Source organism: Streptococcus sp. SCPM-O-B-23252 (M501) (assembly GCF_058200355.1).
This window is the reverse complement of the sequence record NZ_JBYQGS010000002.1, coordinates 152,310-173,747: the sequence shown is the minus strand read 5'-3', so window position 1 is coordinate 173,747 and position 21,438 is coordinate 152,310. Positions and strand designations below refer to the sequence as shown.

The following is a 21,438-nucleotide window of genomic DNA, read 5'->3' as shown; positions in this document are numbered from 1 at the left end:
ATGTGCAGTTGGGTTTCTTTTTTTGCTCTTTTTTCTAAATCCAGCGCTAGTTGGTCATTTATTTGCGAATTATATAGTGAAAGGAGGAAATATGGTTCAAGAAATTGCACAATCCATAATTCGAATGGCATCGAATGCCGAAGCTCAGGATATTTATTTTGTCCCTCGAGCATCAGATTATCAGCTCTTTCTAAGGGTTGGGGATGAGCGACGCTTTGTCGAGACCTATTCGCAAGAACAAATGGTAGCGGTCATCAGCCATTTTAAGTTTATGGCAGGGATGAATGTGGGGGAGAGGCGCCGGAGTCAATTGGGATCCTGTGACTATTCTCTAGGGGATAAGGTCTTGTCCTTACGCTTGTCTACTGTGGGAGACTATAGGGGATATGAGAGTTTGGTCATTCGTCTGCTCCACAATGAGGAACGGGAGCTCCATTTCTGGTTCGACCAACTTCAAGAGCTAGAAGAGAAGGTGAGTAAGCGGGGGCTCTACTTATTTGCAGGTCCAGTCGGATCGGGGAAGACGACACTGATGCATGCCCTGGCCAAGAAGAAATTTTCGGGGCAACAAGTCATGTCGATTGAAGATCCGGTAGAAATTAAGCAAGAAGAGATGCTGCAATTGCAGCTCAATGAAGCGATTGGAATGACCTATGATAGCTTGATTAAACTGTCTCTGCGCCATCGCCCGGATCTCCTCCTCATAGGGGAAATCCGTGATACGGAGACAGCTCGTGCAGTTATTCGGGCTAGTCTGACAGGTGTGACTGTCTTTTCCACCATCCATGCCAAGAGCATTCCAGGTGTTTACGAACGCCTATTGGAGTTGGGGGTGAGTGAGGAGGAGTTACGGATTGTCCTTCAAGGGATATGTTACCAACGTTTGATAAAGGGAGGAGGTGTTACTGACTTTGTCATCCAAGATTACCAAAACCACTCCAGTCAAAAGTGGAACCAGCAAATGGATGCACTTTATGAAGCGGGACATATTGAGTTGGATCAGGCGCAAGCCGAAAAAATTATCGATTGCTAAGCAAGAGCATGTCATTGAGCTCTTTCACAATCTCTACAGTAGTGGCTTTCATCTATCAGAGGTTATCGACTTTCTCCGTCGGAGCCATTTGGTAGAGGCAGATTTTGTTGAAAGAATGCAGATCGGGCTTGCCAACGGAAAGCCCCTGTCAGCCATCCTCTCTGATCTAGGTTTCTCCGATCAGGTAACGACTCAATTAGCACTGGCAGAGCAGCATGGAAATGTCACCTTAAGTTTAGAAAAAATCCGTAGCTACCTGGAAAATTTGGCCCAGGTTCGAAAGAAACTAGTTGAGGTGGCGACTTATCCCGTGCTCTTGTTGGGATTTTTGATCTTGATTATGCTGGGGCTGAAAAATTATCTCTTGCCTCAGTTGGAGAGTCAAAATGGAGCGACACGACTGATCAGTGTCTTTCCCCAGTATGTTTTGTTAGGGAGTGTGTTGCTAGCGACAGGAGTTTTGATGCTCCTTTTCCTAGGCCGTCGTGCCAAACGGCTGGCCCTGGTTTCATGTTTGGCTAGATTTCCTTTTCTTCGCCCCTTCTTACAGGATTATCTGACCGCTTTTTATGCTCGAGAATGGGGAAGTATGATTGCCCAAGGGTTGGAGCTGAATCAAATTTTTCCTGTGATGCAGGGGCAACGTTCCCGTCTCTTTCGAGAGATTGGACAGGATTTAGAACGGGCATTGGCTCGTGGCAGGTCTTTTTCTGACCATATTCAGACTTATCCTTTCTTTAAACGAGAGCTGGCCCTCATGATTGAATATGGGGAGGCCAAGTCCAAGCTCGGTAGTGAGCTGGAAATCTATGCAGACAAGACCTGGGCAGGCTTTTTCCATCGTTTGAACAAGGCCATGAATGTCGTTCAACCACTGGTCTTTGTCTTTGTTGCTCTTATGATTGTTTTGCTCTATGCAGCCATGTTGCTGCCAATTTATGAAAATTTGGAGGTTCCTTTATGAAATCATTGCGTACACTCAAGGTGAAAGCTTTTACTCTGATTGAAATGTTAGTTGTTTTGCTCATTATCAGCGTTCTTCTCTTGCTCTTTGTTCCGAACTTGACCAAGCAGAAAGATTCGGTAACAGATACAGGAAATCGAGCAGTCGTCAAAGTCGTGGAGAGCCAGGCTGAGCTCTATGAACTCAATCATCAGAATGAAAAAGCTAGTCTTTCTAAGCTAGTCGCAGAAGGACAAATCACTCAAAAACAAGCAGAAGCCTACCGTGCTCACTATGTGAAGAATGCAGGTGATCACCGTGCGGTTGCAGATTAAAGCTTTCACCCTTCTAGAGAGCTTACTAACTCTAGGTATCGTCAGTCTTCTATGTTGGCTGCTAGCTGGGTCAGTCCATCAAGCCTTTGGGCAGGTGGAAGAAACATTGTTTTTCTCGGAATTTGAACGGGTCTATCAGGAGACGCAAAAGATGAGTATTGCAAAAGAGGAGAGAGCTCTCCTTTCCATCGACCACGGTGGGGTTCATAGTCCCTATCAAGGATTACCGCTTCCAAAAGGGGTGGAAGTGGTCAGAGAGAAGCAACTGACCTTTGATCCAGCAGGAGGCAATTCAAGCCTGACCAAGATTCAATTTCAGACAGAGAAAGAGGTGGTGACCTATCAGTTGGCGATTGGGAATGGAAAAATTAAAAAAACGACGACTCCCCGCTAGTCTCTTGTTAGAAGGACTGATTGCCCTAGCGATGTTTGGTGCCCTCACGACCCTTGTGCTGGGAGAGCTAGGGGACTCGCGACAGCAGCGCTTAGAAGAGTTGAGACAAGGAGAAGTCTTGCGAGTCGCAAAAATGGCGATCCAGACCAGGCAGGATCAATTGAGCATCAATCAGGTCAGTGTCCAGGTGGAGAGGTCTGCCAAGTCCTTAAAGGTCTATCATGAAGGAAAGGTTGTGATTGCTGTTGAAAAGAACTAAACTGCCAGCCTTTACTTTACTGGAGGCCTTGGTTGCCCTGCTCGTCATTAGCGGTGGTTTATTGGTGTTTCAAGGATTGACAAGCCTCTTGCGTCAAGAACTCCAGTACCAAAGTCACATCAAGCAAGAGGAATGGTTGCTCTTTCAGGACCAGCTGGACATTGAATTGTCTCGTAGTCAATTTGAAGAGGTCAGAGACAACAAACTCTATCTTGTTCAGGATCAAAAACCCATAGCCATTAGACTGGCTAAGGGGGGAGATATCCGAAAGACAGATGCGACTGGCCGTGGCTACCAACCGATGATAGAAGGCGTTGAATCTGCCTTGATTGAAAAAAGTGGGGATCTGATGTCTATTCAACTGCGTTTTGAAGAAGGGTTAGAAAGGGAGGTGGTCTATCGTGTGGTGGAAAAGGATAAAAAAGAAGCAGATTGAGGCCGGAATCCTCCTTTATGCCCTCTTTATGTCGGCGGTTTTTAGTCTTTTGCTTCAGTTCTATCTGAATCGGCAAGTGGCAGAGAGACGGATCCTCTTTGCTAGTCAGCACCGGATTCAGGCCTATGCGCAAGCTCAATTGGCTGTTGATACTTGGGACCGGAAAGAAAAAACAATGACTTTCTCAACTGGCCGAGTCGATTTGGAAGAAAAATCGGGCTTTGCTGAGGTCAGCAGTCACTTACAGGATGGCACGACCTACCATTTCACCTTTGCCCTTCCTCCTAGCGAGAAGAAAAAAACCGACAAGAAGGAAAAGCAGAAGCAAGCTCCAGATTCAGCTACAGACCACTCGACCACAACTGAGGAAGAGAAGCATCAGGTCTTCGAAAAGCATAGCGAAAACTCTTAAAATTTGATATGATTAAGAGATGGAGGAAAGCATGAATTTCGAAAAAATTGAGAAAGCCTACGGCTACCTATTAGAAAATACCCAAACTATCCAAACTGATTTGCAGACCAACTTTTATGATGCTCTAGTGGAGCAGAATGCCATCTATCTGGATGGGCAAACAGAGTTGACTCTAGTAAAGGAAAACAACCAGCGGCTGAAGGACTTGAACTTGAACAAGGAAGAGTGGCGTCGCTCCTTCCAGTATCTTTTGATGAAGGCAGCCCAAACAGAGCCCCTACAAGCCAATCATCAATTTACGCCAGATGGGATTGGATTTCTTCTGGTCTTTCTAGTGGATCAGTTGGCTAGTTCCGATCAAGTGGATGTGCTAGAAATTGGGAGTGGAACGGGGAACTTGGCCCAAACCTTGATGAACAACTGTCAGCGTTCCTTAGATTATTTGGGCTTGGAAATCGATGATCTCTTGATTGACCTTGCTGCTAGTATGGCAGAAGTGATGAAGGCGGATGTAAATTTTGCCCAAGGTGATGCCGTTCGTCCACAAGTTTTGAAAGAGAGCGATGTGATTATCAGCGATTTACCTGTCGGTTATTATCCAGATGATGCCATTGCGAGTCGTTACCAGGTCGCTTCCCCTCAGGGACACACCTATGCCCATCATTTATTGATCGAACAATCACTAAAATACTTAAAACCGGGTGGCGTCGCTATTTTTCTAGCTCCGAATGATCTTTTGACGAGTGAGCAGAGCCCACTGTTGAAAAAATGGATGCAGGATCATGCTCAGGTCTTGGCCATGGTGACCTTGCCAGAGAACCTCTTTCGTTCAGCCAATCTGGCAAAAACCATCTTTGTTTTCCGCAAGCAAGAAGAAGCGGTAATCCAACCATTTGTCTATCCCTTGACCGATTTGCAAAATCAGGAGGACGTTATGAAATTCCGTGAAAGTTTTCAAAACTGGAATAAAGAAAGTGAAATTTAAACAAAATTTTGCTATAATAGGAGTGAAAACGCTTAAAGAGGTAAAAAAATGACGAAAACAATTGCAATTAATGCAGGTAGTTCAAGTTTGAAATGGCAATTATACCAAATGCCAGAAGAAACAGTTTTGGCAAAAGGGCTTATCGAGAGAATTGGACTTAAAGATTCCATTTCGACAGTAAAATTTGATGGTCGAGCAGAAAAACAGGTTTTAGATATTGAGAACCACACACAAGCGGTTAAAATCCTTCTCGATGATTTGATTCGTTTTAATATTATTGCTTCCTACGATGAAATCACTGGAGTAGGACACCGTGTCGTTGCAGGTGGCGAGTATTTCAAAGAGTCTGCTCTTGTAGATGAAGAAGTCATTCAAAAGGTTGAGGAACTTTCTTTGTTGGCTCCATTGCACAATCCTGCCAACGCTGCTGGGATCCGTGCCTTTAAAGAATTGTTACCAGATATTACCAGCGTTGTTGTATTTGACACCTCTTTCCATACAACAATGCCTGAAAAAGCTTATCGTTATCCTCTTCCAACTAAGTACTATACAGAAAATAAGGTACGTAAATATGGAGCTCACGGGACCAGTCATGAGTATGTAGCCCACGAAGCGGCCAAGCTTCTTGGAAAACCAATCGAAGAGTTGAAATTGATCACCTGCCACATTGGGAATGGTGCTTCTATTACAGCGGTAGATAAAGGGATTTCTGTAGATACTTCTATGGGCTTCACGCCACTTGGTGGAATCATGATGGGAACACGTACAGGGGATATTGACCCTGCCATTATTCCTTACTTGATGGAGCACACAGAAGATTTCAAAAATCCAGAAGATATCAGTCGTATCTTGAACCGTGAATCTGGTCTTCTAGGGGTATCTGAGCTTTCTAGCGATATGCGTGATATTCACGAAGCTATGCGCAGTGGGAATGACAAAGCACTCTTGGCCAACGATATTTTCGTCGACCGTATTAAGAAATACATCGGTCAATACTTTGCTGTCTTGAATGGAGCAGATGCCATCATCTTTACAGCTGGAATTGGAGAAAATTCTAAGACGATCCGTGGACAAGTCATTGACGGGATGACTTGGTTTGGCTGTGCTCTGGATCCAGAAAAGAACGTCTTTGGTGCAGAAGGAGATATTTCAACAGCGGATGCTAAAGTGAGAGTCTTGGTCATCCCAACGGACGAAGAATTAGTCATTGCCCGTGATGTTGAACGCTTTAAAAACAAGGGATAAGACTTTTATTCTAAAAAAACAAGAAAGAAGAGGCTGATTCGAAACGCCTCTTTTTTCTGTTGTGTGACTTCTGCTTGGGCTTGCCCCAATAGTTCATCTATGCTATACTAGAAAAATAGTTTGAACATAGAGGTAAAATAATGAAAAAATGGATGGAAAAGAAATGGATTTCGAATGGTTTATGGCTACTGATCGGGACAGCCCTATTTTTAGCGACTCAGCTTCCTATGGTGGCTTTGTTTTACGGAATTCAATATGCTTGGTCTGACTTGATGATCAATGCCCTTGTCCTGGGAATGACAACTCTGCTTGTTTGTCTCCTTTGGTGGTTTATGAAGTGGAGCCCTTTAGATCGGCTAGATTTTTCACAGATTTCGGGTCGAGATCTTGGAAGAAATTTCCTTTTCTTTTTGCTTCTACTTGCAAATAATTTTGTGGGAGCTACAGTGCTTCGGAATATAGGAGAGACCACTACAGCCAATCAGGAAACAATTCAGGGGCTTTCTTCGGTGGCTCCTCAGCTGGCGATGGGTTTGCTTCTTGTTGTTGTGGCGCCTTTAGGAGAAGAAATTATCTGTCGGGCAGTCGTTCCCCGATTAGTCTTTAAAGGTTATGAAAAAATTGGTTATTTAGTCGGAGCTGCAGTCTTTGCTTATTTGCATGGTCCAAGTAATCTTGGTTCTTGGATCATCTATGGTGGAATGTCCCTCATCTTGACTTGGGTTGCCTACCGTTACAAACGAGTAGAATATTCGATTTTATTGCACTTTACTATGAATGCCTTTGCCTTTCTGATAACTATTTTGGTTTCTTTTCTTCCCGCTTAAAATATGGTAGAATGATAGGACCAATGGGTTTTATTCAGAAGCTTTGGTAAGCTACCAAAGAAGCATCTAGGCGCAGATAGAGACAAACTCGGAGGTTGGAAAGATTCTAACCTCTTTTCTATGCTTGGTTGGCATTTCTGTAGAAAGATGAAGGAAGATATGTCAAAGAGTGAATGGAGACAACTAGGCAAAGATCGGACACTTCTATGTGGCATCCTCAATGTCACCCCCGACTCCTTTTCAGATGGTGGACGTTACCAAACGGTAGAAGGAGCTCTCGAGCAAGCTCGAAAGTTAATAGCAGAAGGAGCAGGCATACTGGATATTGGTGGGGAGTCCACACGTCCGGGGAGTCATTTTGTGGAAATTCAGGAAGAAATCCAGCGAGTCGTGCCAGTTATTGAAGCGATTCGAGCAGAGAGTGATATCTTGGTTTCGGTTGATACTTGGAAGTCAGAGGTCGCTCGTGCAGCCCTAGTAGCTGGTGCAGATTTGATCAATGATATCACAGGCTTGCTAGGAGATCCGCAAATGGCGAGGGTGATTGCTGAAGCTCAGGCTGGAGCCATTCTTATGTTTAATCCAGTCATGGCCCGTCCTCATCATCCAAGCTCTGTGATTTTTCCGACCTTTGGTTTTGAACCAGCCTTTTCATCGGAGGAGTTGGCGCAGTTTGAAGGTCTCTCTATCAAAGACTGTATGTGGACCTTCTTTGCCAAGAGCCTTGAGAGGGCAGAGGAAGCAGGATTGAGTCCGGAGCAACTTTTCTTAGATCCTGGGATCGGTTTTGGCTTGACCAAGCGAGAAAACCTCCAACTCTTGCAGGACTTAAAAACCATCCATGCCAAGGGCTATCCGATCTTTTTAGGTGTCTCTCGGAAGCGCTTTGTGGTCAATATTCTGGAAGAAGAGGGATTTGAGACCAACCCTGAGACGAAAGAAGGATTCTACAATCGGGATTTGGCCTCTAGCCATTTAACGAGTATGGCTGCTAGCCAAGGGGTAGAAATTGTGCGTGTGCATGATATCCCCCTCCATAAGATGGCGGTAGCTATCGGTGGTGCGATCTACCAAGCCGATCAAGCGCAGGACCTTCATTTGAAACAATATCGCTAAAGAAAAGAGGAGAGATATGACAGTAGATCTCAGTTGGTTAGTCACTTATCGTTCTTCCGAGCCCCATTTTGGCTTGGAGCGGATGGAAGCCTTGCTAGCCTTGAGGGGGAACCCTCACCTCGCCTGTCCTGTAATCCACCTAGCAGGGACCAATGGAAAAGGATCGACTCTAGCCCATTTACGTTCTTTGTTAGAGGCAAAAGGGTTGCGGGTTGGTGTTTTCTCCTCCCCCTATCTAGTTTCCTTTCATGAGCAAATCAGTATCGATGGGATTTCCATATCGGACCGAGATTTAGAAGATTATTTGGCTCTGTATCGGGATCTGCTTGCAAAAAACAGTTCTGATCAGACCTTTCTGGGCTTAACTGAGTTCGAGTTGATGACCCTCCTCGCTTTTGATTATTTTGCAGCAGAAAAGCCAGATGTGGTCATTCTGGAAGTGGGCATGGGTGGTCGTCTCGATAGTACCAATATTTGTCAGCCTATGTTGACAGCCATCACGACGATTGGCCTGGACCATGTGGCTCTCTTAGGGCCGGATGTAGCCTCCATTGCTCGAGAGAAGGCGGGAATCATCAAGGAAAAGATTCCGGTCTTGCTAGGCCGGATGGAACTAGAAGCTCAAGAAGTCATTGTGCAGCGGGCGAACCGCTTATCGGCACCAGTAGAGCTGTTAGGCCAGGACTTTTTAGTTAGCTACCAAGCGTCTTTGGCTGATGGGGAAATCTTTGGTTATCGGAGCCAGTATCGGGAAGAACTGCAACTAAAGACGGGGCTCTTGGGACTTCATCAAGTCGACAATGCTGGGCTGGCCTTGGCTCTCTGCGATACCTTCTGTCAAGAAAAGGGGCTCTCTTTCTTAAGTCAAGAAGAAATCCTCCAAGCTTGGGAAGGGGTCCAGTGGCCGGGGCGCCTAGAAGTCATTTCGACCCAGCCCCTCATCATTCTAGATGGCGCCCATAATCCGCATGCAGTAGCCCCTCTTGTAGCCACCATGAAAGAACGGTATGGACAGTTGGGCAAACAAGTCTTGTTTACCTGTATCCAGACCAAGGCGATTGAGGAGATGCTGGAACTGTGGAGCGGATTGGAAAAGAGTCAATTAACCTTGACGACTTTTGAGGATTTACGCGCCTATTCCGTAAAAGATATGCAGGAAATATCCCATCAAAAAGGTCTGCCTTATCAAGAATGGAAGGTATTTTTAACCCATTATCTAGAAAGAAAATCGCAACAATCTGATCTCCTCTTAGTGACGGGATCCTTGTACTTTTTGGCTCAGGTGAGAGCCTTTCTAATCGAAAAAATCAGTAGGAGATGACATGGATACAAAGAAAATTCAAGAAGCCGTGAAGATGATTATCGACGCAGTCGGTGAAGACGGAAGCCGTGAGGGATTGCAAGAAACACCAGAACGCATTGCCAAGATGTACCAAGAGATTTTTGCAGGTCTCAACCAAACTGCGGAAGTCCACCTATCAAAGTCTTTTGAGATTGTGGACAACAATATGGTGGTGGAAAAGGATATCTTCTTCCACTCTATGTGTGAGCACCATTTCTTGCCCTTCTATGGCAAGGTCCATATTGCCTATATACCAAATGGACGCGTAGCGGGCCTCTCTAAGTTGGCTCGGACGGTGGAAGTATATGCTAAAAAGCCTCAAATCCAGGAGCGCTTGACGGTGGAAATCGCGGATGCCTTGATGGAGTATCTGGGAGCGCAGGGAGCCCTTGTCTGGGTGGAAGCAGAGCACATGTGCATGAACATGCGTGGGGTACGCAAACCAGGGACAGCTACTGTAACGACAGCAGCGCGTGGCTTGTTAGAGACAGATAAAGACCTGAAAAACGAAGCCTATAAACTAATGGGACACTAATCCCTAGATAAACTGAGGTGACGATGGTGGATCAATTACGGATCAAAGATTTGGAAATTTATGCTTATCATGGTGTGTTTTCCGCTGAAAAGGAATTGGGGCAACGCTTTGTCCTGGATGTCTGTGTCGATTATGAGATGACAAAGTCTGCTCGGACGGGCGATTTGACGGCTTCAATCCATTATGGAATCTTAGCAGAGCAACTGACAAATTGGGTTCAAGCTGAGAAAATTGATTTGATTGAGACAGTAGCTTTTCAGCTTGTGGAGAAGATTTTTGCAACCTATGACTTTGTCAAAAAGGCTCGACTGGAGCTGAAAAAACCTTGGGCGCCAGTTCCTCTACCTTTGGATACTTGTTCGGTCACGATTGAACGAGAAAAAAGACGAGCCTTTATTGGTCTGGGAACCAATATGGGCGATAAGGGACAACAGTTGGAGACGGCTGTATCTAGACTAGAAGAAAAGGGGCTTACGATTCTCCAAACCTCTTCTCAGATTGAGACAGCACCTTGGGGAGGGGTCGAGCAGGATAGCTTCCTCAACCAAGTCGTAGAGGTCGAAACTTGGTTTACGCCCCAAGACTTGATTGAGACCTTGCTAGGAATCGAACTAGAAATGGGCCGGATTCGTGAGATCAAATGGGGACCACGGGTCATCGATTTGGATCTCCTTTATATGGAGGATTTGATCCTCTATAGTCCAGATTTGATTCTCCCTCATCCGTATGTGGCAGAACGGGCATTTGTCCTAGAATCCTTGAATGAAATTGCTCCTTACTTTGTGGATCCTGTCCAAAGAAAACAGATCCGACAACTGTGGGAGGCTGTGAAAGAAACATAAGGTAGTTGACCCTTAGGTCAACTACCTTTTTTACCTTGACAGGTTGACTGAGCAGGAGTATACTATGCATAAATAGATTAGGGGTAGGTGGGCGTCATGAAATCTTATCTTGTAAAATGGTTGATCGCGATTGTCTTGGCTGTTTTTTTCCTTTGGTTGAGTTTGGAAACGGACTTACTGCCAAAAGAAGCGTATCCCCTTCTCCTTGTCCCGATACTGATTGTGGGCCTCTATCTTTTTAAGGAGAGGTAACTCTCCATCCAATTAAACTATGAAAAATCCCCTGGGTGCCAACTGGTTCAGGCACTCAGGGGATTTTTTGTATATGGAGCTAGGACCAACGGTCTAGCCTTGCCTTTCTTTATTTGCGGTACAAGCGATCGTATTGGTAAACTGGATCCATGGTCACATGAATGCCCAGTTTGCGAAGAACGTTCTTATCTTCGTCTGTCAACATGACTGTTGAATGGGCTTCGCTCCCTTTCAATCGACCCAATTCTTGCATGGCAAGATTTGCCTCTGGATGGTTCATGGCGGTAATGGCGAGGGCGATGAGGATTTCATTTGAGTGGAGGCGAGGGTTGCGACTGCCCAAGTGGTTGATCTTCAAGCCTTGGATTGGTTTCACATATTCTGGCTCAATCAACTTGGTTTCTTTATCAATATGGGCCAATTTCTTGATGGCGTTGATGAGAACAGCTGCCGTTGGACCAAATAAGTCAGAAGTCTTACCTGTCACGGTTTCTCCGTTCGGCAATTCCAGTGCCAAGGCAGGTTCACCGGTTTCTTCCTCTTTTTGACGGGCAAGGACGGTGACTTGGCGGTCTTTTGGTGAAATGCCTAAGTCATTCATCAAGAGTTCAATTTTCTTAATAGCTCCGTTTCCGACACGCTCTGCCTTCACATCTAGAATGGTTTGGTAGTAACGGCGGATAATTTCTTGCTTAGAGGCTTCAATCGCTGCGTCATTGTCCACGATGGCAAAGCCGACCATGTTCACACCCATATCTGTTGGGGAAGCGTAAGGAGATTCTCCAAGGATGCGTTCCAACATCCGCTTCAAGACAGGGAAGATTTCGATATCCCGGTTGTAGTTGACCGTTGTTTCGCCATAGGTTTGGAGGTGGAATGGGTCAATCATATTGACATCGTCAAGGTCTGCAGTAGCAGCTTCATAGGCCAAATTCACTGGGTGATGCAAAGGCAGGTTCCAAACTGGGAAGGTTTCAAATTTAGCATAACCAGATTTGATGCCATTTAATTGGTCATGGTACATGTTGGACATACAAGTCGCCAATTTACCAGAACCAGGACCAGGAGCTGTCACGACAACGAGATTACGGCTAGTTTGAATGTAGTCGTTTTTCCCCATTCCCTCAGGAGAAATGATGTGGTCCATATCCGTTGGGTAGCCCTTGATTGGGTAGTGGAGGTAAGAGGCGATACCGTTCTTTTCCAACTGTTTGCGGAAAAGGTCTGCAGCTGGTTGACCAGCATATTGAGTGATGACGACAGAGCCGACATAGATGCCCAATTCATTGAATTTATCAATCAAGCGGAAGACCTCTTGGTCATAAGAGATTCCTAGGTCACCACGCGCTTTTGAATGCTCAATGTTATTGGCATTAATAGCAATCACAATCTCCACTTGGTCACGAAGTTCTTGGAGAAGCTTAATTTTGTTATCTGGTTCATAACCAGGAAGGACACGAGCTGCATGGAAATCTTCCAACATTTTTCCTCCAAACTCTAGGTAGAGCTTGCCATCAAATTGGTTGATGCGCTCGAGGATGTGATCGCGTTGCAAATTCAAATACTTTTCGGAACTAAAAGCTTGTTTCTTCATTTAAACCTCCAATAAAGAAGCGAGGGTGATCTTTAGCGGTGCTCCGCCTTTCACATAGGGAAAGGGGAGTGCAAAAGAACACCCGTTGCAATATTCATTCAGTATTATATCAAAAAAACCCCAAAATGGGGGTTTAAAAGAATTATTTTGGAAAAATATTAATAATTCTTAATTAAATCAACGGTTGAACGATCCAATTTTTTGACCAAGGCTTGAAGGAAGGCTTGGGCTTGAAGGAAGTCATCCATAGCGTAAAGGGTCTGGTGGGAGTGGATGTAGCGTGCGCAGACTCCGATGGTAGTAGATGGCACTCCACCGCTTCGTAAGTGGGCTACTCCAGCATCCGTTCCGCCTTTTCCACAGTAGTATTGGTACTTGATGCCGGCTTCTTCAGCGGTGGTGAGGAGGAAGTCCTTCATATTTGGCAACATGAGGTGACCTGGGTCAAAGATGCGAAGGAGGGTTCCCTCGCCGATGGCTCCTTGGCCTCCGTAGACATCTGCAGCGGGAGAACAGTCAACAGCTAGGAAGATTTCCGGATCAAACTTGGTCACAGAAGTCCCTGCACCGCGCAGTCCGACTTCTTCTTGGACAGTTGCTCCGACATAGAGCTCGTTTGCTAGGGCTTGTCCAGAGAGGGCTTGTGCCAATTCGCTGACCATCAAGACCCCATAACGGTTGTCCCAAGCTTTGGAGATGATGTTTTTCTGATTGGCTGTTAAGATTGCAGTGCTTTCAGGGACCAAGGTGTCGCCTGGACGGATTCCAAAGCTCTCGGCTTCTTCTTTGTTGGCAAAGCCGCCATCAAAGACAATATCCCCGATTGCTGGAAGAGCAGGACCGTTTGCGCCACGCGTCAAATGCGGAGGAACAGATCCAGAAATGACAGGGTAGGAATGGCCATCGCGGGTCAAAAGGGTGAAACGTTGGCTGCTGACCACCATCGGGTTCCAACCACCAATTTCAACCACGCGGAAGGTGCCGTCTGCCTTGATCTCACTGACCATAAAGCCAACTTCATCCATATGGCCGGCGACCATGATGCGAGGAGCATCAGTCGCTTCTGAGTGGCGTACCCCAAAAATACTTCCCAAGCCGTCTGTGACCACTTCATCCACATGTGGAGTGATCTGTTTGCGTAGATAATCGCGAACAGGCGCTTCATGGCCGGAGATGGCAGGAAGTTCTGTTACTTCTTTGATTTTAGAAAATAAATCAGTCATAAGTTACCTTCTTTCTGATTGTTATTTTATCACTTTTTTAGTCGAGATGGTAGTGGCAGTTGACGGGAATGAAAGCAGATTGTCATGATGGGGGGATCTATTCTCCTTCGTTGTCCCAGCTTGTATTTTGTGTTACAATATGAGGTATGAAAGCAAAAAAAATCATTTTAACCAGCCTTGCAGTAGCTAGTGCAAGTGCTCTAGCCCTTGGGGCCTATAAAATTGCCAAAGATCAAAAACGTCTGCGGACGCAAGAAGAGTTAGTCGCAGAAGTCCGTGAGCAAATGGAGAATATGGGGAAGATTGCGACCCTTTATGTGGAACTCTATGAATCAAACGAAGAGCGTCTGGTAGGAGGGCTCATTTTTGAAGATGAGCGCCACTATCGCTTTGTCTATGAAGAGGGCCTCCTTCACTATGAAGAGGAAAAACTATGATCATTCCACAGTCTTTAGAGGAGTTAGCTAGCTACGTCGAGCAAGAAGGAAAGAAGGTTTTCTTCTTTTCAGCGGATTGGTGTGGCGATTGTCGGTATATCCAGCCCTTTTTGCCAGAGATTGAAGCGGAAAACCCTGAATTTACCTTCATTTTGGTCGACAGAGACCAGTATCTAGATCTGGCTAAGCTTTGGGATATCTATGGTATTCCGAGTTTGGTGGTCCTAGACGGGGATCGGGAACTGGGGCGTTTCGTCAATCGTGATCGCAAAACCAAGGCTCAGATTTCAGAATTTTTAGCAGGATTGAAGTAGGAGAAAGAGAAAGAATGATTGTAACCTATAATAAAGAACAAGTCGGCGACGTCTTAATGATTACCTTGAAAAACAGTGGGGATGCCAAGTTAGCAGTAGATCGTAAAGGCAAAGTAGCCCGTGTCTACCGTGAAGACAAGCAAGAAACCGTAGCCTGGAATATTTTTGAGGCTTCGACCTTCTTTGCCCTTGAAGGCAAGGGGCAAATTTTCTTGAGTGATGAGCAGGTTGCACGCCTCAATCAAGAATTACAGGATGAAGGATTTGCAGAGGTCTTGGTCAATGACAAGGAGCCTAAGTTTGTCGTGGGGCAAATTGTGGAAATGGTGGCTCATCCAGATAGTGACCACCTCAACATCTGCCAAGTGGCTGTCGGATCAGACAAGACAGTTCAAATCGTAGCAGGTGCGCCAAATGCGCGTGAAGGTCTCAAGACGATTGTGGCTCTTCCAGGTGCCATGATGCCAGATGGCAGCTTGATTTTCCCAGGAGCCCTTCGTGGAGAAAAGAGCTTTGGCATGATGTGTAGTCCACGCGAATTGCACTTGCCAAATGCTCCACAAAAACGTGGGATTATCGAATTGCAAGATACAGAAGAGGTGGGAACTCCGTTTGACCCTGCCCGTCACTGGCAAGGATAAGAGAGTGGGACAGAAATCGGTAATTCGTTAGAATTCGATTTCGTCGTCCCACCTCCGCACAGTTGAGTAGGGCTGTAAAAGCTGATGAAATCAGCGTAGTAGAGCCCACTCAACCACTGCGCCTTGCTCGACAATCCAAAAACAATTGAGAGGCTAGGACTTTTGTCCCAGCCTCTTTTTTATTTTCTTTCTCCAAATGGCTAAAAAACTACGAATTATATAAGTAGGAGGAAGAAATATGTACAATAAAGTAATTTTAATCGGGCGCCTTGTGGCTGACCCCGAGCTTCATAAGACCAGTACGGACAAGTCCGTTGCGCGTGCGACCCTGGCTGTCAATCGGCGTTACAAGGATCAAAATGGCGAACGGGAGGCGGACTTTATCACCCTAGTGGTCTGGGGGAAATTGGCAGAGACCCTTGTCTCCTACGCCAACAAAGGGAGCTTGCTCTCTGTGGATGGGGAGCTTCGAACCAGACGCTATGAGAAGAACGGGGCGACCCAATATGTGACAGAGGTACTCTGTCAAGGCTTCCAGCTCTTAGAAAGTCGTGCTCAACGAGCGATGCGGGCCAATGGAGCAGGAGGAGATCTAGCGGATCTCATCCTGGAAGAGGAAGAGCTTCCCTTTTAACAGAAGAGAACGGTGCAGCTGGTCAGCTGTGTCGTTTTTTCTTTTTCGAAACTTCTCACGGAAGTTGCAGGGGTAAGTCATCATATGGATTTATGAGTAAAACGCATTCATTTCCTAAAGACCTTCAAGCTCTTGATAAAAAATGATATAATACAAGGTATTAAATACGAACAAAAAATCTTTATATAGTAAAATAGTTCGTTCTTTTAAGAGGAGAAGAGATGGGGTTAGAAGAGGAAGCTGTTCAAAAGAAACACAATCGAGTGATGATCTATACGATATTTTGGAGCCTGGTTTTTGTGGTAGTGGTCATCTATTTGAATGCTAGCCAACTAAAACCGGTAAAAGGGCAGATGCGGATTGGTGTGACCTACATGACCATGAACAATGAATTCTACCAAACACTGAATGCAGAGATTGAACGAGTGGCTGACGAAAAAGGGGATTTGCTTCTAGTTCGTAATCCAGAATTGGACGAGGAAAAACAAAGTCAGCAAATAGATTATTTTCGTCAACAAAAGGTCAATGTGATTGTAATTAACCCCGTCAAAGGAGATAGCCCTAAAATCATTGCTTCCCTGAAGCGAGCTCGAGAGGCAGGGATTAAAATCATTGCAGTGGATAGTCAGCTCAGCCATTTCACGGTGGATGCCAGTGTGGTGTCTGATAATTACCAAGCCGGGGTCTTGGTCGCCCAGCGCCTGATGAAGCAGAAAAATGAGGCGAAGATCCTACTCTTAGAGCATAAGGGGACGGTATCGGCAGAGCAACGGATCCAAGGATTCTTAGATACCATCCAGTCGAAGCCTGCCTATCAGGTCGTTGGGAGAGAAGAGACCCGTGGTCAAACGGAATTGGCCTTACCAGCTGTTTCCCAGGTCATTCAGGATGGTCTGGTATTTGATACTGTCGTGGCCTTAAATGATCGGGCAGCTATCGGAGCCCTAGCGGCCATCAAGGAAAACCAATTAGCTCTGCCGATTTCTATCTATGGAATCGATGGCTCTCCGGATATGAAGGTCTTACTCTCGACGACGGATGATATCGAAGGGACGGTTGCCCAATCTCCTCTTAAAATGGGGAGACAGGTGATGCAAGTAATTGAGTGCATGAGGACAGGAAAAAACTACAAGGAACAATATAAGATTCCAGTAGAGATGATTGATAAGGATAATGTTGACCGATACGATGTCAACGGGTGGCAGTAATGACCAAACTTCGTGGCATTCGTTATAGTTTGATTTTATTAAAAATCATTAATTTTATCGCCATCTTGTTTAGCAGTTCCCTCTACTTGCATGCGACCAATTACATCATTGCCAAGGGGCAAGGCTATCAATTATTGGAACAATTAAGAGAAATACCGAGTTCCCCAGCTCAGAACTTTTGGATTTCCATTCTCCTCTTTGGAGGGATTCTTCTTATTACCTTTTATCGGATGCGCCCAGGGACACAGGAGTGGTCAGTTTTTGACAAGTGGAATATTCTAGAAATTTTACTGATGTTAGGTGTCATGATGTCCCTCAGCTTCTCCTACAATGGGATCATCCTCTTGGTATTTGCTGATATCTTTTACGGTTCTAAAGAGTTTAGTAGTTCCAAGGACAGGCGCTACTGGTTTGCCTTTATCCTTCTGAGTTTCATTGTCCTCCTTGTGACCAACTATGACATCCTCTCTCTCGTCGTGCAGTTGCCGTCGCTAGATACCTATATCGCCTTCTACCCTTCATCGATTCGGATGCTCATTCTATTCGCTAAAAATGCGCTAGCTTCCTTAAATATGGTTGTCTTTATTATTTCTCTTCTCTTTTACATTTTATCGGTAGTAGCAGAGCACCATCGAATTGAAAAAGAGTTAGAAATGGTATCGCAAGTCAATACGGAATTAAATAGTTACATGGCCCTTTCGGAAAAGATTGCGGAGGACCGGGAGCGCAAGCGGATCGCACGAGAGATTCACGATACTCTGGGCCATGCCTTGACGGGCATTTCTGCAGGGATTGATGCGGTTGGGGTTCTGATTGATATTGATCCTGGTCGTGCCAAGACCCAGTTGCAATCGGTCTCTACGGTGGTACGAGATGGAATCAAGGACGTCCGGGGCTCTTTGAACAAGCTGCGACCAGGTGCCCTGGAGGATCATACCTTGAGGGATGCAGTTTTGAAATTGGTTCACGAATACCAAGCCATTTCCCACTTACAAGTCGATCTGACCTATGACTGGGATGAGGTAGATCTAGATGTCATGGTGGAGGATACCGTCTTTCGCGTGATTCAGGAGTCCATGACCAATTCTGTCCGCCACGGTCATGCCAGCCACATGCAGATTTCCTTTTTGGTGGAAGATGCCTATGTCATGATTCTCCAAGATAATGGGGTCGGCTTTGACCAACTGCAGGTCGGCTACGGCTTGAAGCAAATGCGAGAGCGGGTCTCTATCTTGGGAGGAAGGATCGAATTTGCCAATCGAAATGGCTTTTACACACGAATTGAATTGCCCAAAGAAAAAGGAGGAAATCTCTTATGATTAAAGTAATGATTGCGGATGACCAAGCGCTGATTCGCGAGTCGCTCCAAATTATTTTGTCTGCTCATCAAGATATTCAGGTAACTTCGGCGGTAGCAGACGGTCACGAGGTGCTAGAGCGAATCCCCCAAGATCGACCAGATGTCGTACTGATGGATATTCGTATGCCCAAGATGGATGGCGTGATGGCGACAAAAGAAGTCAAGGAACGCTTCCCAGAGGTGAAAATCATCATTCTAACCACCTTCGACGATGATGATTTCATCTTTCGGGCTCTGAAATATGGAGCCTCAGGGTATTTGCTCAAAGGAGCTTCCACAGAGGAGCTCTACCAAGCCATCCAAATTGTCTACCATGGGGGAGCCATGATTAACCCCAATATTGCCAGCAAGGTTTTTCAGATTTTTTCTCAGATGGCTCAGAGCAATTACACAATCTCCGTCTCTGAAGAATATGTGAGCGACTTATCCCTGACTGAATGGCGCATCATCCAGCAGATCGGTTTCGGAGAGTCTAATAAGGAAATTGCAGCCAAATTGTTCCTGTCTGAGGGAACCATTCGGAATTACCTGTCCACCATTTTGTCTAAGTTGAACCTGCGGGATCGGACCCAGTTAGCTATCTGGGCTGTTCAAAAAGGGGTGACCACTAAGGATTTTGGAACAGAAAGTGATGGCCGATGAAGAAAAAAGGTAAGATGCGAGGCGCCAGATTGTTTCTTGGGATCTTCTTACTCTTTCTGCTTGCTGGTGGGATTTGGTGGCAGCAACAGCCTAGGATTGTCCGCTTGGGGGTCTACGCGGGCTCTAGTTGGGATGTGCCCACCCAAACAGAAGAAAAAGTCTTGGACCAAGCGATTGCTCGTTTCGAAAAAACGCATCCAGGGGTAAAGATTGTCTACGAAAGCGGGATTCCGAAGAATCGATATGCGAGCTGGTTAGCCAATCAGATCCTCCATGGGCAGGAGCCCGATCTCTACATGGTGTCCAGTACAGAGTTGCCAGTGTTAGCAGCGCGTGGGGCAGTAGAAGATTTGACTCCCTTAATGGGCAAACAGGTCGATCCTTCTCATTTTTATCCAGTCGCCCTAGAAGCAGGCAAGTACAAGAATCGTCAATATGCTCTTCCTTTCGAGAGCAATCCCGTTTTGATGTGTGTCAATAAGGATTTATTGGAAAAGGAAGGGATTGCTATTCCAAAAGAGGGGTGGACCTTGGAGGAATTTTATACGATTTGTCAAAAAGTGACCAGGGATACAGATGGAGATGGGGAGCTGGATCAGTTTGGAAGTACAGATTATACCTGGCGGGAGGCCTTGGCAGCCTATGGAGGTCAGCTCTTCCGTCAGGACAGCATTAATCTGACGAGTAAGGAGATGAAGCGCTCGCTCTATTTTGTCGAAAAACTCGAAGCCCTTCATGGGAACTTCAATGTCACTTCTAAGGATTTTGATGAAGGCAAGGTCGCTTTCTATCCGATGACCTTGGCCCAGTACAGAACCTATAAACCTTATCCCTATCATGTGGCCAAGTATTCAAATTTCACTTGGACCTGTATCCCTATGCCAGGGGCTTCAGGCTCGACTCCGTCAACCTTAGTGGATACATCCCTGTTTGCTCTGTCTTCGCGGGCTAGTGCGAGCAAGGAGGCTAAGGAATTCATGGAATTTTTGACCCAGGACCAGCAGGTCCAGCAGGAACTCTTTCGGCAGTCGCAGGGGACCTCTGTCCTCCCTTCTGTCGTCAATAGTTCAAAGAGTCGGGACCTTCTTAAAGCGGATGATTTCGGGGTTGATTCCCTGACGAATCAGACCCTAGACCAGATTATGAAAAAAGCTGTCCTAAGCACTCCTGGCAACCTGCCAACTGATATCTGGGATCGGTTGGATTATTTGATTCATAATGCCCTAAAAGCGAAGGATATTGATAATCAATTGCCTCAAATTCAAAAGATTATTGAGGAAATGCTTCGGGAGAAAATTCGTTAAGAGCAACTAGGCATCTGTCAAGTGACAGATGTCATTTTTTTATTGACAGATGTCAACTTTTCTTTGTGACAAATGACAATAGTAAAACGCTTTCAAAAGCAATACAATAAGGTCATCATAAAGGAGGCGAAAGGATGAAGTATCTGGTATTGGTCAGTCACGGTGGACTGGCAGAAGGTCTGAAAAGTTCGCTGGCTATGTTTGCTGGGGATAAGATCGATCAAGTGATTGCGGTCGGATTGAAAGAAGGCAAATCGGTAGATGATTTTGCGCATGATTTTCGTCAGGCGCTTTCCCCTTTGACAGATGAGGATTCTGTCTTAGTTCTAGCGGACATTGTAGGTGGCAGTCCTTTGACAACAGCGGCAACGGTGCTAGAGGAGCAAGGAAAGCTGGGTTCAGCCTTGATCTTAGGTGGAATGAACTTGACCATGGCTCTGACAGCTGTTGTGATGAAGGACATGATGGAGGGGGCTGATCTAGCCCAAGTGATTTTATCCGAAGCTTCCACTGCCTTGCAAGAATTTGCCCTTGCCCCGGTAGAGGGTGACGATGAAGAAGATGATGATATTTAACTAAGGGAGGTTAGAAAATGGTAGTATCATTTGTACGAATTGACGACCGTATGATCCACGGTCAAACAGTAACTCGATGGGCTAAAGAAAAGCCTTGTGATGGCTTGATCGCCGTCAACGACGCAGCGGCTTCTAATAAGGTCTTGATCCAAGCCTATAAAGGGGCTTCAGATAAGAAAACCTTTGTTTGGACCAAGGAAGCTTTCAAAGAAAAATCTGCAAAAGTAACGGAATCAGAAACTCGCTATTTCTTGATTACCAAGAACCCCATCGATATGAAAGAAATTTTGGTCGACCAAGGGTTTGTACCAGGGGATGTCAAAGAAATCATTGTCGGTCCTGCAAATGACCGTCCGGGTGCTGTGAAATTGGGGAACAACCAATCCATCACCCAGGAAGAAGCAGAAGCCATCGAAGCCATTCAGGCTGCAGGCTACAAGGTGAAATTCCAGTTGCTACCAGATGTATCCATCGGTTACTGGGATGATTTCAAATCAAAATTCGGATTCTAGGGAGGGGAGTATCCTAGCTCTTCGTCACTAAACTATAC

General features: G+C 45.7%; 26 protein-coding genes. 24 read left to right on the top strand and 2 right to left on the bottom strand.

The features are described from left to right. Window positions 1-91: 91 nt before the first annotated feature. From comGA to folK, 14 genes are all read left to right on the top strand, one after another. Window positions 92-1,033 carry a competence type IV pilus ATPase ComGA gene (comGA, locus tag AC3E6G_RS07230; protein WP_195550255.1) on the top strand — a complete coding sequence of 314 codons (942 nt, stop codon included), beginning with the start codon at window positions 92-94 and terminating at the stop codon, window positions 1,031-1,033. After that, the gene (comGB, locus tag AC3E6G_RS07225) at window positions 975-1,997 is read left to right on the top strand and encodes a competence type IV pilus assembly protein ComGB (RefSeq protein WP_490700736.1); all 1,023 of its coding nucleotides are present in this window, start codon (window positions 975-977) and stop codon (window positions 1,995-1,997) included. Before comGA ends, comGB begins: the two co-directional genes overlap by 59 nt. After that, on the top strand, window positions 1,994-2,311 hold the full coding sequence (gene comGC, locus AC3E6G_RS07220; RefSeq protein ID WP_023022076.1) for a competence type IV pilus major pilin ComGC: 318 nt from the start codon (window positions 1,994-1,996) through the stop codon (window positions 2,309-2,311). Before comGB ends, comGC begins: the two co-directional genes overlap by 4 nt. Then, a complete protein-coding gene (comGD, locus tag AC3E6G_RS07215) occupies window positions 2,280-2,705 on the top strand; it encodes a competence type IV pilus minor pilin ComGD (protein ID WP_267472001.1) in 426 nt (141 codons plus the stop codon). Before comGC ends, comGD begins: the two co-directional genes overlap by 32 nt. Continuing rightward, a complete protein-coding gene (comGE, locus tag AC3E6G_RS07210; RefSeq protein WP_154859089.1) occupies window positions 2,671-2,964 on the top strand; it encodes a competence type IV pilus minor pilin ComGE in 294 nt (97 codons plus the stop codon). Before comGD ends, comGE begins: the two co-directional genes overlap by 35 nt. Beyond that, a complete protein-coding gene (comGF, locus tag AC3E6G_RS07205; RefSeq protein WP_490700746.1) occupies window positions 2,948-3,400 on the top strand; it encodes a competence type IV pilus minor pilin ComGF in 453 nt (150 codons plus the stop codon). Before comGE ends, comGF begins: the two co-directional genes overlap by 17 nt. After that, on the top strand, window positions 3,366-3,812 hold the full coding sequence (gene comGG, locus AC3E6G_RS07200; RefSeq protein ID WP_490700735.1) for a competence type IV pilus minor pilin ComGG: 447 nt from the start codon (window positions 3,366-3,368) through the stop codon (window positions 3,810-3,812). The genes comGF and comGG overlap by 35 nt, the downstream gene beginning before the upstream one ends. Window positions 3,813-3,843: 31 nt before the next feature. Further along, window positions 3,844-4,797: a class I SAM-dependent methyltransferase gene (locus AC3E6G_RS07195; RefSeq protein ID WP_490700734.1), complete on the top strand. Its 954-nt coding sequence runs from the start codon at window positions 3,844-3,846 to the stop codon at window positions 4,795-4,797. 48 nt (window positions 4,798-4,845) lie between these two features. Continuing rightward, on the top strand, window positions 4,846-6,042 hold the full coding sequence (locus AC3E6G_RS07190; protein ID WP_490700733.1) for an acetate kinase: 1,197 nt from the start codon (window positions 4,846-4,848) through the stop codon (window positions 6,040-6,042). A 140-nt stretch (window positions 6,043-6,182) separates the two neighbouring features. Beyond that, window positions 6,183-6,869: a CPBP family intramembrane glutamic endopeptidase gene (locus AC3E6G_RS07185; protein WP_485789432.1), complete on the top strand. Its 687-nt coding sequence runs from the start codon at window positions 6,183-6,185 to the stop codon at window positions 6,867-6,869. 159 nt (window positions 6,870-7,028) lie between these two features. Then, on the top strand, window positions 7,029-7,985 hold the full coding sequence (folP, locus tag AC3E6G_RS07180) for a dihydropteroate synthase (protein WP_490700732.1): 957 nt from the start codon (window positions 7,029-7,031) through the stop codon (window positions 7,983-7,985). Window positions 7,986-8,001: 16 nt separating this feature from the next. Further along, the gene (locus AC3E6G_RS07175; RefSeq protein ID WP_490700731.1) at window positions 8,002-9,306 is read left to right on the top strand and encodes a bifunctional folylpolyglutamate synthase/dihydrofolate synthase; all 1,305 of its coding nucleotides are present in this window, start codon (window positions 8,002-8,004) and stop codon (window positions 9,304-9,306) included. 1 nt (window position 9,307) lies between these two features. Further along, window positions 9,308-9,862 carry a GTP cyclohydrolase I FolE gene (gene folE, locus AC3E6G_RS07170; RefSeq protein ID WP_006595126.1) on the top strand — a complete coding sequence of 185 codons (555 nt, stop codon included), beginning with the start codon at window positions 9,308-9,310 and terminating at the stop codon, window positions 9,860-9,862. Between the two features lie 26 nt (window positions 9,863-9,888). Then, window positions 9,889-10,704, top strand: a complete 816-nt coding sequence (folK, locus tag AC3E6G_RS07165) for a 2-amino-4-hydroxy-6-hydroxymethyldihydropteridine diphosphokinase (protein ID WP_040803178.1) — start codon at window positions 9,889-9,891, stop codon at window positions 10,702-10,704. Window positions 10,705-11,065: 361 nt separating this feature from the next. Here folK and AC3E6G_RS07160 read toward each other — a convergent pair whose 3' ends face one another. Then, entirely contained in the window at window positions 11,066-12,550 is a 1,485-nt protein-coding gene (locus tag AC3E6G_RS07160) for a DUF1846 domain-containing protein (RefSeq protein WP_006595123.1), read from the bottom strand. 158 nt (window positions 12,551-12,708) lie between these two features. After that, window positions 12,709-13,773, bottom strand: a complete 1,065-nt coding sequence (gene pepA / locus AC3E6G_RS07155; RefSeq protein WP_490700730.1) for a glutamyl aminopeptidase — start codon at window positions 13,771-13,773, stop codon at window positions 12,709-12,711. A 146-nt stretch (window positions 13,774-13,919) separates the two neighbouring features. Between pepA and AC3E6G_RS07150 the strand changes: the two genes are divergently transcribed. The 10 genes from AC3E6G_RS07150 to AC3E6G_RS07105 all read left to right on the top strand — a co-directional run bounded on the left by AC3E6G_RS07150 (window position 13,920) and on the right by AC3E6G_RS07105 (window position 21,400). Then, a complete protein-coding gene (locus tag AC3E6G_RS07150; protein ID WP_490700729.1) occupies window positions 13,920-14,210 on the top strand; it encodes a DUF4651 domain-containing protein in 291 nt (96 codons plus the stop codon). Further along, window positions 14,207-14,524 (top strand): thioredoxin family protein, encoded by a 318-nt coding sequence (locus tag AC3E6G_RS07145; protein WP_061564655.1) that lies wholly within the window; start codon window positions 14,207-14,209, stop codon window positions 14,522-14,524. The genes AC3E6G_RS07150 and AC3E6G_RS07145 overlap by 4 nt, the downstream gene beginning before the upstream one ends. Window positions 14,525-14,538: 14 nt before the next feature. Continuing rightward, entirely contained in the window at window positions 14,539-15,165 is a 627-nt protein-coding gene (gene ytpR, locus AC3E6G_RS07140) for a YtpR family tRNA-binding protein (protein WP_061564656.1), read from the top strand. Window positions 15,166-15,403: 238 nt separating this feature from the next. Beyond that, window positions 15,404-15,799, top strand: coding sequence for a single-stranded DNA-binding protein (locus AC3E6G_RS07135; RefSeq protein WP_061564657.1), 396 nt, complete (start codon window positions 15,404-15,406; stop codon window positions 15,797-15,799). A 221-nt stretch (window positions 15,800-16,020) separates the two neighbouring features. Then, the gene (locus AC3E6G_RS07130) at window positions 16,021-17,007 is read left to right on the top strand and encodes a substrate-binding domain-containing protein (RefSeq protein WP_490700728.1); all 987 of its coding nucleotides are present in this window, start codon (window positions 16,021-16,023) and stop codon (window positions 17,005-17,007) included. Then, entirely contained in the window at window positions 17,007-18,326 is a 1,320-nt protein-coding gene (locus AC3E6G_RS07125) for a sensor histidine kinase (protein ID WP_490700727.1), read from the top strand. Before AC3E6G_RS07130 ends, AC3E6G_RS07125 begins: the two co-directional genes overlap by 1 nt. After that, a complete protein-coding gene (locus AC3E6G_RS07120; RefSeq protein ID WP_154859060.1) occupies window positions 18,323-19,009 on the top strand; it encodes a response regulator transcription factor in 687 nt (228 codons plus the stop codon). Before AC3E6G_RS07125 ends, AC3E6G_RS07120 begins: the two co-directional genes overlap by 4 nt. Continuing rightward, entirely contained in the window at window positions 19,006-20,313 is a 1,308-nt protein-coding gene (locus AC3E6G_RS07115; RefSeq protein ID WP_490700726.1) for an ABC transporter substrate-binding protein, read from the top strand. Before AC3E6G_RS07120 ends, AC3E6G_RS07115 begins: the two co-directional genes overlap by 4 nt. A gap of 134 nt (window positions 20,314-20,447) precedes the next feature. Continuing rightward, window positions 20,448-20,888 (top strand): PTS sugar transporter subunit IIA, encoded by a 441-nt coding sequence (locus AC3E6G_RS07110; RefSeq protein WP_414288813.1) that lies wholly within the window; start codon window positions 20,448-20,450, stop codon window positions 20,886-20,888. A 17-nt stretch (window positions 20,889-20,905) separates the two neighbouring features. Further along, a complete protein-coding gene (locus AC3E6G_RS07105) occupies window positions 20,906-21,400 on the top strand; it encodes a PTS sugar transporter subunit IIB (protein ID WP_006595112.1) in 495 nt (164 codons plus the stop codon). Window positions 21,401-21,438 lie beyond the last annotated feature (38 nt).

Bases quoted from the DNA above. Each gene is read 5' to 3' on its own strand.
- comGB (WP_490700736.1), top strand. From the start codon at position 975: ATGAAGCGGGACATATTGAGTTGGATCAGGCGCAAGCCGAAAAAATTA.
- AC3E6G_RS07185 (WP_485789432.1), top strand. From the start codon at position 6,183: ATGAAAAAATGGATGGAAAAGAAATGGATTTCGAATGGTTTATGGCTA.
- AC3E6G_RS07135 (WP_061564657.1), top strand. From the start codon at position 15,404: ATGTACAATAAAGTAATTTTAATCGGGCGCCTTGTGGCTGACCCCGAG.
- AC3E6G_RS07130 (WP_490700728.1), top strand. From the start codon at position 16,021: ATGGGGTTAGAAGAGGAAGCTGTTCAAAAGAAACACAATCGAGTGATG.
- pepA (WP_490700730.1), bottom strand. From the start codon at position 13,773: ATGACTGATTTATTTTCTAAAATCAAAGAAGTAACAGAACTTCCTGCC.
- ytpR (WP_061564656.1), top strand. From the start codon at position 14,539: ATGATTGTAACCTATAATAAAGAACAAGTCGGCGACGTCTTAATGATT.
- AC3E6G_RS07190 (WP_490700733.1), top strand. From the start codon at position 4,846: ATGACGAAAACAATTGCAATTAATGCAGGTAGTTCAAGTTTGAAATGG.
- AC3E6G_RS07195 (WP_490700734.1), top strand. From the start codon at position 3,844: ATGAATTTCGAAAAAATTGAGAAAGCCTACGGCTACCTATTAGAAAAT.
- AC3E6G_RS07145 (WP_061564655.1), top strand. From the start codon at position 14,207: ATGATCATTCCACAGTCTTTAGAGGAGTTAGCTAGCTACGTCGAGCAA.
- AC3E6G_RS07175 (WP_490700731.1), top strand. From the start codon at position 8,002: ATGACAGTAGATCTCAGTTGGTTAGTCACTTATCGTTCTTCCGAGCCC.
- comGA (WP_195550255.1), top strand. From the start codon at position 92: ATGGTTCAAGAAATTGCACAATCCATAATTCGAATGGCATCGAATGCC.
- comGD (WP_267472001.1), top strand. From the start codon at position 2,280: ATGCAGGTGATCACCGTGCGGTTGCAGATTAAAGCTTTCACCCTTCTA.
- AC3E6G_RS07120 (WP_154859060.1), top strand. From the start codon at position 18,323: ATGATTAAAGTAATGATTGCGGATGACCAAGCGCTGATTCGCGAGTCG.
- AC3E6G_RS07160 (WP_006595123.1), bottom strand. From the start codon at position 12,550: ATGAAGAAACAAGCTTTTAGTTCCGAAAAGTATTTGAATTTGCAACGC.
- AC3E6G_RS07115 (WP_490700726.1), top strand. From the start codon at position 19,006: ATGAAGAAAAAAGGTAAGATGCGAGGCGCCAGATTGTTTCTTGGGATC.
- AC3E6G_RS07125 (WP_490700727.1), top strand. From the start codon at position 17,007: ATGACCAAACTTCGTGGCATTCGTTATAGTTTGATTTTATTAAAAATC.
- folE (WP_006595126.1), top strand. From the start codon at position 9,308: ATGGATACAAAGAAAATTCAAGAAGCCGTGAAGATGATTATCGACGCA.
- AC3E6G_RS07110 (WP_414288813.1), top strand. From the start codon at position 20,448: ATGAAGTATCTGGTATTGGTCAGTCACGGTGGACTGGCAGAAGGTCTG.
- comGC (WP_023022076.1), top strand. From the start codon at position 1,994: ATGAAATCATTGCGTACACTCAAGGTGAAAGCTTTTACTCTGATTGAA.
- AC3E6G_RS07105 (WP_006595112.1), top strand. From the start codon at position 20,906: ATGGTAGTATCATTTGTACGAATTGACGACCGTATGATCCACGGTCAA.
- folP (WP_490700732.1), top strand. From the start codon at position 7,029: ATGTCAAAGAGTGAATGGAGACAACTAGGCAAAGATCGGACACTTCTA.
- AC3E6G_RS07150 (WP_490700729.1), top strand. From the start codon at position 13,920: ATGAAAGCAAAAAAAATCATTTTAACCAGCCTTGCAGTAGCTAGTGCA.
- comGE (WP_154859089.1), top strand. From the start codon at position 2,671: ATGGAAAAATTAAAAAAACGACGACTCCCCGCTAGTCTCTTGTTAGAA.